The sequence below is a fragment of the Sphingobium phenoxybenzoativorans genome (assembly GCF_018286635.1).
Lineage (GTDB): Bacteria > Pseudomonadota > Alphaproteobacteria > Sphingomonadales > Sphingomonadaceae > Sphingobium > Sphingobium phenoxybenzoativorans.
On the sequence record NZ_CP073910.1, the window covers coordinates 2,548,001 to 2,563,809 of the forward strand.

At 64.2% G+C, this 15,809-nt stretch carries 13 protein-coding genes; 1 reads left to right on the forward strand and 12 read right to left on the reverse strand.

Annotated elements, in window-relative coordinates; genetic code table 11:
* Positions 1–77 precede the first annotated feature (77 nt).
* The 4 genes from KFK14_RS12425 to KFK14_RS12440 all read right to left on the reverse strand — a co-directional run bounded on the left by KFK14_RS12425 (position 78) and on the right by KFK14_RS12440 (position 4,208).
* The gene (locus KFK14_RS12425; RefSeq protein WP_212607858.1) at positions 78–1,442 is read right to left on the reverse strand and encodes a sensor histidine kinase; all 1,365 of its coding nucleotides are present in this window, start codon (positions 1,440–1,442) and stop codon (positions 78–80) included.
* Positions 1,439–2,521 carry a hypothetical protein gene (locus KFK14_RS12430; RefSeq protein ID WP_212607859.1) on the reverse strand — a complete coding sequence of 361 codons (1,083 nt, stop codon included), beginning with the start codon at positions 2,519–2,521 and terminating at the stop codon, positions 1,439–1,441. The genes KFK14_RS12425 and KFK14_RS12430 overlap by 4 nt, the downstream gene beginning before the upstream one ends.
* Positions 2,522–2,601: 80 nt before the next feature.
* Positions 2,602–3,786, reverse strand: a complete 1,185-nt coding sequence (locus KFK14_RS12435; protein WP_212607860.1) for a hypothetical protein — start codon at positions 3,784–3,786, stop codon at positions 2,602–2,604.
* A gap of 119 nt (positions 3,787–3,905) precedes the next feature.
* On the reverse strand, positions 3,906–4,208 hold the full coding sequence (locus tag KFK14_RS12440; protein WP_070153462.1) for an Hpt domain-containing protein: 303 nt from the start codon (positions 4,206–4,208) through the stop codon (positions 3,906–3,908).
* 84 nt (positions 4,209–4,292) lie between these two features.
* On the opposite strand from KFK14_RS12440, the gene KFK14_RS12445 reads away from it, so the two are divergent.
* Positions 4,293–6,581, forward strand: coding sequence for a coiled-coil domain-containing protein (locus KFK14_RS12445; protein WP_212607861.1), 2,289 nt, complete (start codon positions 4,293–4,295; stop codon positions 6,579–6,581).
* Positions 6,582–6,807: 226 nt separating this feature from the next.
* Here the strand turns inward: KFK14_RS12445 and KFK14_RS12450 are convergent, their stop codons facing one another.
* The 8 genes from KFK14_RS12450 to nuoK form a co-directional block, all read right to left on the reverse strand.
* On the reverse strand, positions 6,808–7,077 hold the full coding sequence (locus KFK14_RS12450; RefSeq protein ID WP_212607862.1) for a DUF1467 family protein: 270 nt from the start codon (positions 7,075–7,077) through the stop codon (positions 6,808–6,810).
* 14 nt (positions 7,078–7,091) lie between these two features.
* Positions 7,092–8,729, reverse strand: a complete 1,638-nt coding sequence (locus KFK14_RS12455; protein ID WP_070153471.1) for a ribonuclease J — start codon at positions 8,727–8,729, stop codon at positions 7,092–7,094.
* A complete protein-coding gene (locus KFK14_RS12460; RefSeq protein ID WP_070153474.1) occupies positions 8,729–9,508 on the reverse strand; it encodes a type III pantothenate kinase in 780 nt (259 codons plus the stop codon). Before KFK14_RS12460 ends, KFK14_RS12455 begins: the two co-directional genes overlap by 1 nt.
* A gap of 17 nt (positions 9,509–9,525) precedes the next feature.
* Positions 9,526–10,230, reverse strand: coding sequence for a biotin--[acetyl-CoA-carboxylase] ligase (locus tag KFK14_RS12465; protein ID WP_281417189.1), 705 nt, complete (start codon positions 10,228–10,230; stop codon positions 9,526–9,528).
* The gene (gene nuoN, locus KFK14_RS12470) at positions 10,230–11,666 is read right to left on the reverse strand and encodes an NADH-quinone oxidoreductase subunit NuoN (RefSeq protein ID WP_212607864.1); all 1,437 of its coding nucleotides are present in this window, start codon (positions 11,664–11,666) and stop codon (positions 10,230–10,232) included. The genes KFK14_RS12465 and nuoN overlap by 1 nt, the downstream gene beginning before the upstream one ends.
* Positions 11,666–13,270 carry an NADH-quinone oxidoreductase subunit M gene (locus KFK14_RS12475; RefSeq protein WP_212607865.1) on the reverse strand — a complete coding sequence of 535 codons (1,605 nt, stop codon included), beginning with the start codon at positions 13,268–13,270 and terminating at the stop codon, positions 11,666–11,668. Before KFK14_RS12475 ends, nuoN begins: the two co-directional genes overlap by 1 nt.
* Positions 13,270–15,300, reverse strand: coding sequence for an NADH-quinone oxidoreductase subunit L (gene nuoL / locus KFK14_RS12480; RefSeq protein WP_212607866.1), 2,031 nt, complete (start codon positions 15,298–15,300; stop codon positions 13,270–13,272). The genes KFK14_RS12475 and nuoL overlap by 1 nt, the downstream gene beginning before the upstream one ends.
* Before the next feature lie 151 nt (positions 15,301–15,451).
* The gene (gene nuoK / locus KFK14_RS12485) at positions 15,452–15,757 is read right to left on the reverse strand and encodes an NADH-quinone oxidoreductase subunit NuoK (RefSeq protein WP_212607867.1); all 306 of its coding nucleotides are present in this window, start codon (positions 15,755–15,757) and stop codon (positions 15,452–15,454) included.
* Between the last annotated feature and the right edge of the window lie 52 nt (positions 15,758–15,809).

The following is a 15,809-nucleotide window of genomic DNA, read 5'->3' on the forward strand; positions in this document are numbered from 1 at the left end:
ACAATCTGCACAGAAGAAAGGCGGCCACCCTAGGGAGGCCGCCTTTCTTCTTGGTAGCAATGAAAAGCCGCTGCCGCTCAAGGCCGCGCTGGCATGGTGAAAATGAAACGGGCGCCCTGCCCCGGCGCGCTTTCGACGGTAATTTCTCCCCCCATCGCCCGCGCCAGCTTGCGGGAAATGTAGAGGCCAAGGCCGCTGCCATGGGAATCCTCCCGGCCCAGCCGCTCAAACTTGTCGAAGATGCGCTCCTGATCGTCCAGCGCAATGCCGCGGCCTTGATCCGCCACCACCACCCGCGCCATGCCCTCCTCATTTTCCAGCCGGACCCAGACCATCGATCCTTCGGGGGAATAGCGCAGGGCGTTGCCGAGCAGGTTGACCATCACCTGCAGCGCGCGGCGGAACTCGCCGATGGCCAGCAATTGCTCGTCCATGCGCGGGGCATCGATACGGATATGGCGATCGGCGGCCTTGACCGCCAGCAAGCCGGCCGTGCGGCGTGCAATATCGGCCAGGTCGACCTCCTCACGCGCCACAGTGAAGTCGGGACGGTCGATCGCCTGAAGGTCGGCAAGGTCGTCGACCAATTCCATCAGGTGACGGCCCGCCGATCCGATATCGGCGGCATAGGCGGCATAATCCTCCCGCAGTGGCCCTTCCAACTGGCCGCTGATCGTATCGGCATTGGCGATAATCCGGCCGAGCGGCTGGCGCAGAGCGCGATCGAGGCGGCGGCCGAACAGGGGCGAGAAAGAAGCGGCGATCTCACCCTCCTCTCCTTCCGAGTCCACGGCTTCTTCGACCGCTTCCGCCATGGTGGCGATGCCGCGATAGCCCATCAGGCGGCCGGTGATGTCGAACAGCGGAATGCCGGATAGAATCAGGTCCTCGCCAGCGCCGTTTACGGCCCTAGCCCGCTGGCCTGCAAATGGACGGCGTTCGGCGAGCGCTTCCAGGATCGGCATCTCGCCGGATTCCGCCGCCAGCAGCTTCAGGTGCGCCGTCAGGCGCGCGCCGGGACCGGGCAAGCCCGGCCCATCGCCATCAACCGTGACGAAACGCATCTGCGTATCGATCTGCCACGACCAGCCGTCATGCCCCGGCTTTTCCACCAGGGGATCGAGAAACGCCGTGCGCGGATGGAGAGGCCGCTCGCGCCAGTCCAGGATGGAAAGCTCAACCACATCGTCGCCCGGCTCCGCGCGCACCCAGAGGTCAAGGTCGACGTCCTGCCCCGCCGCGATCACGGGACGGGAGAGAATGACCTTCAACCGCCAACATAGCCGGGCAAGGGCGGCCAGTTGCGGCACAAGCAAGGCGTCGCCCAGATCACCGCCCGCATCATGTTGCAGGGCGAGAACGGGACCATCCGCGCTCAGCAGCACGCCTTCGGCCGAAACGGTCGCGGTGATGACATCGCTGTGCGCGGGCAACATGTTCATGCGCTGCTGGCGGGATCGATCAGGGCAAGCTTGGCGCGCAATTCCGCCGGGCCGCGCATGCTGGCGATGGCGACTTGGCCATCGGCGTCGGTCCAACCGTCAAAGGCGGCGGTGAGCGCGACAATCGCCGAATCGTCAAGATCGCGCCGCACAGGCTGAATCTGGAGCAGCAGATGGCGGCAATCGGATGCGGAACCGCCCAGCACATGACATAGCGCGGCAATCCGTTGCGCCGGAGCATGGACAAGCGCGTCCAGCACCGCATGCGCGGGCATGCCTGCGCGTTCGCCCGCAAACGCCGCGAACAGGAGCATGCGGCGATGGGCCAGCGCCTGCCCAAGCAATTCGCCTTCATCCGGCCGTCCGCGCAAGAGGCGCGCAATCCTGCTGGCCCGCGCAACCGGCGTCTCGCCCTCATCATGCGCGGCAATGATGTTGGCGGCGGCTGTGGCGATCAATGTCTGCACGGACAGCGGATCGGCCAAGCCGGTGCGGCCAATCCCCGCCACGCTGAGCGCGGTCACGGTCCAGACGATATCCGCGAACTGCTCGGCGGGAAGGTCGGCCGCCATTGCCGCATGTTCGCCCTGTACGGTCGCCCAGCGCAATTCAGCCAGGGAAAGCGCGCTTGCCTGCGCCGCCACATCGGGATCGGCGTCATAATGCAGCCAGGAAATATCCTCGCCATCGCGGGCGACGGGATTGTCGGCACCCAGACCCGCTTGGCGCGTGAGCAGACCGATGGCCGCCCGGATGCGCATCTGCGCGATCAGATCAGCGCCGATCAACTGCGGATTGGCCTGAAGGCCCACCCATGCAGATCCTTCCCTTATGGCCGAAAAAGCGGAAGCAAGCGCGGTGCCGGACAGCACATCGCGCAACTCAGCCTCCACGGCGTTCACGCATCCCGCCAGATGACGGCGGGTCTCGCTGATCAGCGCGTCCGTCCACAGGGAGCCGCCAACCGGCAAAAATTGTGCGAGATCAAGCATGTGCAGGATCGGCCCGCCGACCGAACCGATGGTCGCCATCAGGGGACGGGAGCCGACCGGAAAGGTCGCTCCATGATCTAGCGGCATGGCGCTCATGGACAGCACCATAGGGCTGCGTGGTTAATTTGCACTAAACCCCAGTTGTAAAACCCGTCCTCGAAAATCGCTTAGCTTTCCGGGCTTTCATTGCCCAGAACCGCCAACCCCAGCGACAGGATCGCGCAGGCGATCGCCAATGTCATGCCGAAGTGGAAATAGCCGCCGCCAGTGGTGACAAGAAGGATCAGCAGCGCCGATCCCGGCGTCAGTATCGCCCATTTCCGCGCGCCCGGAAAGCGGCCGGACCGCAGGCCCAGCATTAATATGGCGAGCAGTCCGGCCAGATAGAGCCCCTCCATCGTCCTGTCCGCCTCGCTGCCCAGAAGGGCGATGCCGGCCAGCACGATCAGATGCGGCATGACACCCATCCATCCCTCCAGGCCACCCCTGCGGGCCAGTTGCACCAGCCGGTCCACCGTCAGCGACAATAGGATCGCGGCGAGAAACAGGAGCAGCGCGATCATCGGCCAGGCCAGCAATGTGGCGACTATGCCGATCAGCGCCACGGCGATCGCTCCGGCGCGCACCTGCGCCGCCGGGACCTGACTGCGCAGAAATTCCGGGGCGATGCGCGCCGCCAGCGGGGCGATAAGCATCCGTTCCGCGCCCGCTTCCCCTGCAGGGGCGCGCTTCCCGGCCAGAAGCGCGCGGGACACCAGATCCGCCTCCGCCTGACTGCCGACAAGCGCCAGGCGCGCCTCCATCACATCTTCTGCAGGCACGGCGATACGCTGACTGCCCGCCTGAACGACGGCGCGGACCAGCGTCAATTCCAGATCCCAGTCGCCGATCATGTCCAGCGTGCCGAACAGCACGTCGGGCGACACGCGGGCAAGGCCGGCCCAGCGCTGCCCCGCATCAATCCGTTCGAACCGCGCGGTCGTGGCGCTATCCTCGGTCACCAGCAGCACATTGCCCGGCTGGGCGGCGACCGCGCCATAGAAGCGCTGCGGCACTATGGCTCCGTCCGCGACCAGCAGCATGTCGCGGTCACGCGGCGCTTCGCGCAGCAGCGACACCATGTCGCGGACGATGGAGACGGAAATGCCGTCAGCCGTCAGGCTGTCTATCGCCCGCGACAAGGACTGGGTGACCGCCCCCACCAATATCATCACCTGATCGGCGCCAGCCTCCGCCGCCTGCCGCACCTGATATTCCAACAGGCTATTGCCCGCGAAATGCAGGTTGGCGCGCAAAACGCCAAGCGAATCGCTCGCCGCCTGGCTGGCACAGATTATCGCCGAAAAAGACATGAAAGTGCGGACCCGGAAAGCAATGCTTTACCCGCCTTCTCGCAACAGCGGAGGCTGGGCGCAAGTGCGGGCTTTGCATGCTGTGCGTCTGCCATGCGGAGAGGCCGCACGCATGGAAATCAGCCGAGGGCGAATTCCGTCACGGCCGCGCGCAGGCGGCGCAGCATTTTGGGATCGCCCGGCGCGGACTGCGCGGCTTCATCGGCCAGCGCCATCAGGCCGGATACGCCAAAGCTCGCCGCCAGCCCTTTCAGGCGGTACGCGGCCAGTTGCCAGTTGGCGTCGCAACGCGCGCGGCTGAGAAGATCGAGCTGACGCTCCGCGCTTTCGAGGAACGCCGTGCGCAGATCCGCGATCAATCCCGCATCGTCGCCGACAGCAGCGGCAAGGGCGGCGTCCAAAGCTCCCGGATCATAAGACATAAGCCAATCGTTACCCGTCAGGAGGTTAACTTTTCGTTGCGAATAGGCGTTTGCGCGGACCAAAAACATGGTACAGAACGGGACATGAATGGGGGAAACAAGATCATTGGCCTGCGCCGCCAATCTGAGGCCGATGAGGCGCAGCCAGCCGTGACCGACGACGAGCTTCTGCTCGAGGAATATTATTCTTCCGAGTTCTCCGATCAGCCCGTCTCGGCGGGTTGGCCGGCCGTTGCGCGGGTCGTTTTGGCGGCAAGCGCCGCGATATGGACCATCTTCACTCTATGGGTGATGTTCGGGCGGGGTCAGCCCCTGCCTCCGGTCGAGGCGATCCCCGGCGCAGTCGCTACCTTCGCCATCCCCCTGGTGCTGATCGGGACGCTGTACCTCCTGCTGATTCGCAACAGCCACGCCGAATCGCGGCGGTTTCAGAAGGCCGCGGAAAGCCTGAGACTCGAAAGCGAAGCGCTTGAGCAGAAACTGTCCCGAATCGGCACACAATTGGCCAATGCCAAGGCAGCGATGCAGGAGCAGGCGCTGCTTCTGGAAAATTACGGCGCCGCCGCCAGCGCGAATATGGAAGCATCCGCCAAGCTGATCGCATCGAGCGCCGCCGAGGCCGCCGACCACACGATGACGGCGGAGAAGGCCGGGGCCGAACTCGCCGGACAGATGACAGAACTGGTGCGGACCCTCCCCTCCCTGCAGGAGCGGGCGAACTCCATGTCCGCGCATCTGATGGAAAGCAGCCAGGCGATGACCGGGCGCATCGATTCGCTGGAGCGGCGGCTGCAGGCGGTCATGGCGATCTCCGACGATGCGCGGCTCCGCACCCTGTCCGCGACCAAGAGCCTGACGACTCAATTGGCGCAGTTGCAGGAGGAAACCCGTTCCGCCTCCGACGAAATCAACGGCATGGCGGAACAGGCCGCCCAGCGGATCGACGCCGCGATCACCGGCGCGCGCGCCGCGCTGGAGGAAACGGGCACGGGCCTGGAAGCGCAGGCGACATCGCTCAACGCGCTCGTCGAACAGTCGCGCACCGCGATCACCGGCATAGGCGGTGAGGCCGTCACCGGTTTTCAGGGGCACAGCCAGAGCATCGAAGCCAGACTGCTTGAGCTTTCGCGCATCCTGGAGGGGCATCAGCAGATCAGTGCGGGGCTGAGCGACGACCTGACCGGCAAGCTGGATTTTGTCGAGAGCCGGTTCGGCGAATTTGAGAAGCAGGGCCTGGCGCGCAACGAACGCATCGCGTCCACGCTGGCGACCGTTGCTGCGGAGGCGGAACGGATGGACCGCGCCCTGGCGGCGGGCAACAGCACCGCCGAACAGCTTATTTCCCGGTCCGAAAGCTTGTTGATGGCGCTGGATTCCAGCGTGCGCGAGATTGAGGAAACCTATCCCGCGGCGCTGGGGCGGCTTGACGGCCGGGTCGAGGAGACGCGCAAGCTGCTGGCGAGCGCGGAGCCGGAGATCGAGAAGCTGGAAACGATCGCCCAATCCGTGCTCGGCCGCACGCAAGAGACCGAGGAACTGCTGCGCGATCAGGCCAAGCGGCTCAACGAGCTTCTGGAGACGACCGGCGAAAATCTCGCCAGCAACCGCAGCGAGGTCGAGATGCTGCGCGACGTGCTCTACAGCGCGGAAGAGGGCGCGGCACGGCTTAAGGAAAGCGCCGGGCCGCAACTGGTCGCGGCGCTTGTCCGGGTCAAGGATACGGCTGACCAGGCGGCGGAGCGCGCGCGGCAGTCGCTGGCGCGGGCCATTCCCGATGCGGCCGATGCGCTGGGCAAGGCCAGCGCGGACGCCTTGAAGAATGCCGTCAGCGAACAGGTGACCGCGCAGATCGCGCAGCTTTCAAGCGTTGCGGACCAGGCCATCGATGCCGTCAGCGCCGCGACCGAGCGGCTGGACCGGAAAATCCAGGCTGTGTCCGAGAGCAGCAGCAGCATCGAACAGAAGATCCTGCAGGCGGATGAAGCCGTCGCCGCGCGCGACCGCGATCATTATACGCGCCGTTCCAAGGACTTGATCGAATCGCTCAACAGCACGGCCATCGACATCACCAAGGTCTTGTCGAGCGACGTGACCGATCTTGACTGGGCCGATTATCTGAAGGGCGACCGGGGCGTATTCACCCGCCGGGCCGTCCGCCTTCTCGATGCCGGCGAAGCGCGCGAGATCGGCCTGCAATATGACGGCAATGCCGAGTTCCAAGAGCATGTGAACCGCTACATCCATGATTTTGAAGGGATGCTGCGGATCATCCTGGGCGCGCGCGACGGCAATGCCCTGGCCGTGACCCTGCTGTCGTCCGATATGGGCAAGCTGTATGTCGCGCTGGCGCAGGCGATCGACCGGCTGCGCTAAGGCCGCAACATCACTCCTGCGTCTTTCCCTGGGTTATAGTGCGTGCTCCGTTTAGACGGGCGCGTACTCCTGCGAAAGCAGGAGTCCAGTCCTAAGGCCGGAACCAGGCCCCTGCCTTCGCAGGAGCACAGTCTCTCGCCGAACGGTATAGCCAGCAGTGGAACCATTACGCGGGCCGCATAACATTGGCCCGATCAACCCCGCTCCACTCAGCGCCAACCCAGCCCTATCCGCCCTTGCTCATCGCAATCAGCGTATCCGCGCTGATCCAGCCATAGACATAATTGGCATAGTAGAGGCCAAACAGCGCGGCCGACAGGATCGTCGCGCGCAGGGCGACAAGGCCGGGCCGGAAATTGCTCGGCGCGCTGTCCGCCTGACCCGGCACCTTCACCTCCCCGGTTTCGTCCGGTGTCCTGATGCCCAGCGGCAGCATGATGAAGGCGCTGATCACCCAGAACAGCATGTAAATGGCGAATATGGCGTAGAGGTTCATGGGTCTGGTTCGGATCAGGCGTGGACGATCAGCACGTCTACCACAGGCTTCTTGCCCGTCCAGCGGGACGCCGTGCGGCGGACGGCAAGGCGCACGCGCTCACGCAGGGCTTCGGTCTCCTTTGATCCCTTTCCGACCGCGGAACCGGCCTCCTCCTCCGCCTCGCCGATAAAGGCGTCGCGGTCTTCCTCGACCGGCACGCCCTGAAGCCGGATGCTGGGCTTGCCGACCAGCGCCCCGCCCTTGTTCACGGCCACAGCCACGCTGATCTGCCCATGCAGGCCGAGCTTGCGCCGCTCGTTCATCGTCGATCCGTCAGCGGGCAGGATGACGTCGCCGTCCAGCACCAGCCGCCCGACCGTCTCGCGCCCCAACAGCTTCGGCCCATCGGGGGCCAGCCGGATGAGGTCACCATTGCCCTGGACAATCGCCTGCGGAATGCCCTCCGCCAGCCCAAGCCGCGCCTGCTCCGCCATATGGCGCATCTCGCCATGCACGGGCAGCAGGATTTGCGGCCTGATCCAGCGATACATGGCCTGCAGTTCCGGCCGGCCGGGATGGCCCGACACATGCACCTCGGCCTGGCGATCCGTCACCATCCCGATGCCCTTGGTCGCCAGCGCATTCTGGATGCGGCCGATGGCGATCTCATTGCCGGGGATCTGCTTGGAGGAAAAGACGACGAGATCGCCTTCGGAAAGCTTGATCGGATGGCTGTCGAAGGCGATGCGGGCCAGCGCCGCGCGCGCCTCGCCCTGCCCGCCGGTGGCGATGATCATCACCTTGTCGCGGGGCATGTCCATCACATCATCCCAATCGACCGTCGGCGGGAAATCCTTCAGATAACCGGCGCTCTTGGCAGTGGAGATGATGCGGTCCAGCGACCGGCCTGCCACACAGACGGAACGGCCGGTGGCGTTCGCGACCTCGCCCAATGTCTGCAAACGCGCAGCGTTGGACGCAAAGGTGGTGACAAGCACGCGCGCCTTGGCGTTCTTCACCACCTCCAGCAACCCTTCCCGCACCGCCCCTTCCGATCCGCTGGCTTCCGGGTTGAAGACATTGGTGCTGTCGCACACCAGCGCCAGCACGCCCTCGTCGCCAATGGCGGTCAACTGCTCCGGGGTGGAAGGGACGCCCAGCAATGGCCGCTCGTCCAGCTTCCAGTCGCCGGTATGGAATATGCGGCCGTGCGGCGTATCGATCACCAGCGCATTGCCCTCCGGGATCGAATGGGCCAGCGGCATATAGCGGAAACCGAATGGGCCAAGCTGAAAGCTCGCCTCATTCTCTATGACATGCAGCTTCACCTCATCGGCCAGCCCTTCCTCCTCCAGCTTCAGGCGGATCAGCCCGGCGGTGAAAGGAGTGGCGTAGAGCGGCACATCCAGGTCCGCGGCGAGATAAGGTATCGCGCCGATATGGTCCTCATGCCCATGGGTCAGGACGATGCCCAGAAGGTCGTCCCGCCGCTCCTCGATGAAGGACAGGTCGGGCAGGACCAGCTCGACGCCCGGATAGGCCGGATCGGCAAAGGTCAGGCCCAGATCGACCATCACCCATTTGCCTTGCGTGCCGTAGAGATTTACGTTCATGCCGATCTCCCCCGACCCGCCCAGGGCCAGGAAGAACAGCTCATCTTTGGGGGTCATTATCTATTCAAACTCCGCTCATGCATCAGCGCCAGCCCCTGAATGGTTAGGTCGGGCGCTATCGCATCGAAAATATCACTATGATCGTCGAACAGGACGGCCAAGCCGCCGGTCGAGATCACCTTTACCGGACGGCCGATCTGCGCGCGCATCCGCGCCACCAGCCCCTCCATCATCGCCACATAGCCCCAAAAGACGCCGATCAGCATCTGGTCCTCCGTCGTCCGCCCGATGACCGACCGGTCCTCTGGCGCGGCTATGGCGATACGGGGCAGCTTTGCGGCGGCGGCGACGAGCGCGTCCAGCGACAGGTTGATGCCCGGCGCGATAATGCCGCCCTTATAGGCGCCGCTGTAATCGACAACATCATAGGTAGTCGCCGTGCCGAAATCGATGACGATCAGGTCGCCCGGATATAGGTGGTGCGCCGCGATGGCGTTGACAACCCGGTCCGCGCCCACCGACGCCGGCTCGGCCACGTCCAGTTCAATGCCCCATTCGACCGGAGCGTGACCGGCGATCAGCGGCTCGACCCGGAAATATTTCGTCGCCAGCACCTCCAGATTATGGAGCGCGCGCGGCACCACCGTCGCAATGATCACGGCATCGACATTCTTCATCGAATAGCCGCCCAGTATCAGGAGCTGGTTCAGCCATACGGCATATTCATCGGCGGTGCGGCGGGGGTCGGTCGCGATGCGCCAGCGGGCGCGGATTCTCTGCCCGTCAACAAGCGCGAAAACGACATTGGTGTTGCCCGCATCGACGGCGAGAAGCATGGAATTTTCCTTGGCTGTCAGACCAGAAAGACGTCGCCGGCATGAATGGCACGGGTGGCCCCGTTATCCAAGCGCAGGATCAGCTCTCCACCCGAAGAAAGATCGTCGAACCGCCCGTCAAGAACCTCGCCATCGGGCAGGCTGACCCGCAGCGGCGTTCCGGGCCGGTGCGCGGCGGCAAGCCAGCGCACGCGGATGGGATCAAGGCCATAGGTGCGCCAGACATGGAGCGTGTCGGCGAAAACCAGCGCGATGGAGTCTATCAACGTCCCGGCGCTGCCCTCAACCGCGCCCAGCGCCCACAGGCTGGTGGTCGGCCGGTCCGCTATCTGCGGATGCGCCATCACATTGACGCCGATGCCGATGATGATCGCATCGCCTGTCCGCTCCAGCAGCATGCCGCACAGCTTCGCCGGTCCCGCCATGATGTCGTTGGGCCATTTGATCTGCGTACGGCCGGGGACCAGGGCATCGATCGCCTGATGCACGGCGACGGCCGTGACCAGCGCAAGCGTCGGCGGCGGCGGGTCGCCGGGGCGGATGCGTACGATGGTCGAGCAATAGAGATTTCCGGCCGGGCTTTCCCAGTCGCGGCCCAGACGCCCCCGGCCGCCGCTCTGCCGCTCGGCGCGCAGCCAAGTCCCCTCGCCCACGCCGTCCCTCGCCAACGTCCGCATGTCGGCGTTGGTGGAGACGGTCTCCGCGACTGTGCGGATATCGATCAGAACAGCGAGGCCGCAGCCGCAGCCGACACGCTGTCGAGGAAGGGATTGAGAAGATAGCCCAGAACCACCACCGCGGCGCATGCGGTCATGATCACGCCCTCAACCTTGCTGCCGCCCGGCGCATATTCCGCCGCCGGTTCGTCAAAGTAGATCGTCTTGATGATCTTGAGATAATAGAAGGCGCCGATCACCGACGCGGCGATGCCGAACACCGCCAGACCCGTCAGCCCGGCCGCCACGGCTGCATCGAACACCAGGAACTTCGCCCAGAAACCGAACAGCGGCGGAATGCCCGCAAGGCTGAACATGAAGATCGCAAAGCAGGCCGCAAGCCCCTTGCGGCTCTGTGACAGGCCGGACAGGCTGGCGATCGTCTCGACCGGATTGCCGTCCTTGTCGCGCATCTGCAGGACGCAGAGGAAGCTGCCCAGCGTCATCACGATGTAGATGGCCAGATAGCTCATGGTCGCGGCGACGCCGGCCGGGGTGCCGGCGGCAAGCCCCACCAGCGCGAAGCCGATATTGTTGATCGACGAATAGGCGAGCAGGCGCTTGATGTTGGTTTGGCCAATGGCGGCCACTGCGCCGAGCAAAATCGAAGCGAGCGCGACGAAAATCACGATCTGCTGCCACGCCATGCCCGCCGGTCCCATTGCCTCAATGGCGACGCGGATCGTCAGGCCAAGCGCCGCCACCTTGGGCGCGCTGGCGAAGAAGGCAGTGACCGGCGTCGGTGCACCCTCATAGACGTCCGGCGTCCACATGTGGAACGGCACGGCGCTGATCTTGAAGGCCAGGCCGGACAGCACGAACACCATACCGAACAGCTCGCCATTCGACACGCCGTCGCCCAGCGCAGCGGCGATGCCGCCAAAGCTGGTCGTGCCGGAGAAGCCGTAGAGCAGCGAAATGCCGTAGAGCAGGATGCCGCTGGCCAGCGCGCCGAGCACGAAATATTTCAGGCCCGCTTCCGACGAGCGCTCATCCTGCCGCATGAAGCTGGCAAGGACATAGGCGGCAAGGCTGTTCATCTCCAGCCCGACATAGAGCGTCAGCAGGTCGCTGGACGACACCATCATACCCATGCCGATGCAGGCGAACAGGATCAGGATGGGATATTCGGCCCGCAGCGCACCGCCCTGCGCAAAGAAGCGCGGCGCGACGATGATGCTGACGGCGGCCGCCAGATAGATCAGCACCTTGGCGAAACCGGCGAAGGCGTCGGCCTGGTACAGACCGTCAAAGGCGCTGCCGCCGGTCGTGGGCAGCCCGTTGAGCGACAGTGCGGCGGCGATCAGCACGCCGACCGAGGCCCAGGATACAGCAGGGGTCGTGCGATCACCGGCATAGGCGGCGACCATCAGAAGGACGAGGCCGCCGGCTGTCAGGACCAGCTCCGGCATGACCATCAGGAGGGAAGCAGTTTCGATCATCAGTGCGCCTCCCCCGGCGCTGCATGGGCGGCCGGTTCATGGCCCCCGGATTCAGGAGTAGAAGGTTCGTGCGTCGCAGCGCCATGGGCGTCGTGACCGGCGGGCTTGGGCGCACCCATCTTGATCTGCGCATCGCCCGGCGGCACGGCGCGTGCCAGTCGCGCTTCCAATGTCTGGATATCCGCGCGCATCGGGGCCAGGAAGCTTTCCGGATAGACGCCCATCCACAGCACGGCGGCGGCGATCGGGGCCAGCAGCCACATTTCGCGCCCTGACAGATCTTCCATCGCGGCCGCATCGGCATTCACCTGGTCGCCATAGCAGACCCGGCGATAGAGATAGAGCATATAGGCCGCGCCCAGGATGATGCCGGTCGTCGAAACCAGCGCGACCCAGCTCGACGCCTTGTAAACGCCCATCAGCGCCAGAAACTCGCCGACAAAGTTGCTCGTGCCCGGCAGGCCGACCGACGCCATGGTGAACAGCAGGAACAGCACGGCATATTTCGGCATGTTGATCGACAGGCCGCCATAGCGGCTGATCTCACGGGTATGCAGCCGGTCGTAGATGACGCCCACGCACAGGAACAGCGCGCCGGACACCAGACCGTGGCCCAGCATCACCATCATCGCGCCCTCAATGCCATGGGTGTTGAGCGCGAACAGGCCGACCGTCACGATCGCCATATGCGCGACCGAGGAATAGGCGATCAGCTTCTTCATGTCGTTCTGCACCAGCGCGACGAGGCTGGTGTAAACGACCGCGACCATCGACAGGCCGAACACCAGCGGCGCGAACTGCGCGGACGCCTCCGGGAACATCGGCATGGAGAAGCGGATAAAGCCGTAGCCACCCATCTTCAGCAGCACGCCCGCCAGGATCACGGAGCCAGCGGTCGGCGCCTGCACATGCGCGTCGGGCAACCAGGTGTGGACTGGCCACATCGGCATCTTGACCGCAAAGCTGGCGAAGAAGGCGAGCCACAGCCAGGTCTGCGCATGGACCGGGAAGTCATATTCCATCAGCACCGGAATGCTGGTCGTTCCCGCCTCATGCACCATCCACATCATCGCGATCAGCATCAGCACCGATCCGAGCAGGGTGTAGAGGAAGAATTTATAGCTGGCGTAGATGCGATCCGCGCCGCCCCAGATGCCGATGATGAGGTACATGGGGATCAACCCCGCCTCGAACATCACGTAAAAGAGGTAGATGTCCTGCGCCGTAAAGACGCCGATCATCAGCACCTCCATCAACAGGAAGGCCGCCATATATTCGCCGACGCGCTTGTCGATCGCCACCCAGCTCGCGCCGATGCAGATCGGCATCAGGAACACGGTCAGCGCGATCAGCATCAGGGCGATGCCGTCAATGCCGAGCGCCCAGGCGAACCGGCCGAAGATCGGCGCATATTCGGTGAACTGCCACTGCGCACCGCTGCCCGACTGGTCGAAATTGATCCACAGGATGATGCCCAGGACGAGATCGGCGAGCGTCGCCGCCAGCGCGATCCAGCGGGCGGTCTGCGCGCCGCTGAACAGGCAGGCGATGGCCCCCGCCATCGGCACCGCCATCATCAGGGAAAGGATAGGAAAGCCGCCCATTATCGTACGATCGCCCAGGTTGCAGCCGCGGCGAGCCCGATCAGCATCACCAGCGCATAGGTGTAGAGATAGCCCGACTGAAGCTTGCGGGTGACCTTGCCGCCCTGAACCACCAGCGCGGACAGGCCGTTCGGGCCGAAGCGGTCGATGAAGCCGACATCGCCGAACTTCCAGAAGAAGCGGCCAATGGCGAAGGCGGGCTTCACGAAGATCGCATTATACAGCTCGTCGAAATACCATTTGTTGAGCAGGAAATCGTAGAGGACGTTGAACTGCTCGACAAAGGCGCGCGGCCAGTCGGTATGGCGGATATAACTCAGCCACGCAATGGCCAGGCCCGTCAGCATCACGGTGAACGGCGAGAATTTAACCCAGACCGGCACCTCGTGCGCGGCATGCATCAGATGCGCGTCGAACGCGATCGCGCCCCGCCAGAACTCGCCGCCTTCTTCTGCGCCGATGAACTGGTGATGGAAGATGAAGCCCGCGAACACCGCGCCGAAGCTCAGCACGATCAGCGGGATCAGCATGACCCAGGGGCTTTCATGCGGATGATAGCCGCCCGTGCCCGTGGCCGGCGCATGATGCCCGTGATCATGACTATGGCCATGATCGTCATGCCCATGCGCATCGTGCAGCGCATGCTGGATATGCTCGGACGCCGCCCAGCGCGGCTTGCCGAAGAAGGTCAGGAACACCAGGCGCCAGCTATAGAAGCTGGTCAGCAACGCCGCAAACACGCCGACCAGGAAGGCCAACTGCCCGCCGCCGCCCGAAGCGTAGGCCGCCTCCAATATGCCGTCCTTCGAGAAGAAGCCGGCAAAACCGAAGGTGGTCAGCGGAATGCCGACGCCGGTGATCGCCAGCGTCCCCGCCGTCATCGCCCAGAAGGTGATCGGGATTTCCTTACGCAGCGCGCCATAATAGCGCATGTCCTGCTCATGATGCATCGCGTGGATCACCGAGCCAGCGCCGAGGAACAGCAGCGCCTTGAAGAAGGCGTGGGTGAACAGATGGAACATCGCCGCGCCATAGGCGCCAACGCCCGCCGCGAAGAACATATAGCCGAGCTGCGAGCAGGTCGAATAGGCGATCACGCGCTTGATGTCGTTCTGCACCGTGCCCACGGTCGCCGCGAACAGACAGGTCGCAGCGCCGACAAAGGTCACGACGCCCAGCGCCGTCTCGCTGGTTTCGAACATCGGCGACAGGCGGCACACCATGAACACACCCGCGGTCACCATCGTCGCCGCGTGGATCAGCGCCGACACCGGCGTCGGGCCTTCCATCGCGTCCGGCAGCCAGGTGTGCAGGCCGAGCTGCGCCGACTTGCCCATCGCGCCGATGAACAGCAGCAGGCAGAGGACCGTCATCGTGTCGAAGCGATGCCCCAGGAAACCGATGGTCGAACCGGCCATGGAGGGGGCAGCCGCCAGGATTTCAGGGATGGAGATGGTATTGAACACCAGATAGGTGCCGAAAATGCCCATCATGAAGCCAAGGTCGCCGACGCGGTTGACAACGAACGCCTTGATCGCAGCGGCATTGGCGCTCGGCTTCCTGAACCAGAAACCGATCAGCAGGTAGGAGGCAAGCCCCACGCCTTCCCAGCCGAAGAACATCTGCAGCAGGTTGTTCGCCGTCACCAGCATCAACATGGCGAAGGTAAAGAGCGACAGATAGGCGAAGAAGCGCGGCTGATCCGGGTCCTCGTCCATATAGCCCCAGCTATACAGGTGGACGAGCGCGGAGACCGAGGTGACCACGACAAGCATCATCGCCGTCATGGTGTCGACCCGCAGCGCCCACTGCGCATCGAAGCTGCCCGACTGGATCCAGGTGAATACCGGCGCGACATAAGGCTCGGCATGGCCGAACGCGAAGGACAGGAAGATCGGCCAGCTCATCGCACAGGACGCGAACAGCGCGCCCGTGGTGACGATCTTCGCCGGCACATTGCCGATCATGCGGTTGCCGAGGCCAGCGATGATCGCGGCCAGAAGCGGAAGAAGGACGATATAGAGGATCACTGGCCTTCAGCCCCCTTGAAAACAACTTCCGTTCGCCCTGAGCCTGTCGAAGGGCTCAGCCGAACGAAGTGAGGCACTTCGCTGCGCTCAGTAGAAGGCTTCGACAAGCTCAGCTTGAACGGTTGGTTGTGGTCGTTCTGCGGCACCGGGATCACCCCTTCATCCGGTTGACGTCGTCGACGGCGATGGTGCCCCGTCCGCGGAAGTAGATGACGAGGATCGCAAGCCCGATGGCCGCTTCGCCCGCCGCCACGGTCAGCACGAACATGGCGAACACCTGCCCCACCAGATCGCCCAGGAAGGCGCTGAAGGCGACGAGGTTGATGTTCACCGCAAGCAGGATCAACTCGATCGCCATCAGGATGATGATGACATTCTTGCGATTAATGAAGATGCCGAGCACCCCCATCACGAACAGGATCGCGCTGACGACAAGATAATGCTGAAGGCCGATCACAGCTTCATGCTCCCAATTTCGTCATGCTGAACTTGTTTCAGCATCCATGAGC

Coding starts and splice junctions, on each gene's coding strand:
- KFK14_RS12450 (WP_212607862.1), bottom strand. CDS start 7,077: ATGAACCTCTACGCCATATTCGCCATTTACATGCTGTTCTGGGTGATC.
- nuoN (WP_212607864.1), bottom strand. CDS start 11,666: ATGATCGAAACTGCTTCCCTCCTGATGGTCATGCCGGAGCTGGTCCTG.
- KFK14_RS12460 (WP_070153474.1), bottom strand. CDS start 9,508: ATGCTTCTCGCCGTCGATGCGGGCAACACCAATGTCGTTTTCGCGCTT.
- KFK14_RS12435 (WP_212607860.1), bottom strand. CDS start 3,786: ATGTCTTTTTCGGCGATAATCTGTGCCAGCCAGGCGGCGAGCGATTCG.
- KFK14_RS12475 (WP_212607865.1), bottom strand. CDS start 13,270: ATGGGCGGCTTTCCTATCCTTTCCCTGATGATGGCGGTGCCGATGGCG.
- KFK14_RS12430 (WP_212607859.1), bottom strand. CDS start 2,521: ATGCCGCTAGATCATGGAGCGACCTTTCCGGTCGGCTCCCGTCCCCTG.
- KFK14_RS12440 (WP_070153462.1), bottom strand. CDS start 4,208: ATGTCTTATGATCCGGGAGCTTTGGACGCCGCCCTTGCCGCTGCTGTC.
- KFK14_RS12455 (WP_070153471.1), bottom strand. CDS start 8,729: ATGACCCCCAAAGATGAGCTGTTCTTCCTGGCCCTGGGCGGGTCGGGG.
- KFK14_RS12425 (WP_212607858.1), bottom strand. CDS start 1,442: ATGAACATGTTGCCCGCGCACAGCGATGTCATCACCGCGACCGTTTCG.
- KFK14_RS12445 (WP_212607861.1), top strand. CDS start 4,293: ATGAATGGGGGAAACAAGATCATTGGCCTGCGCCGCCAATCTGAGGCC.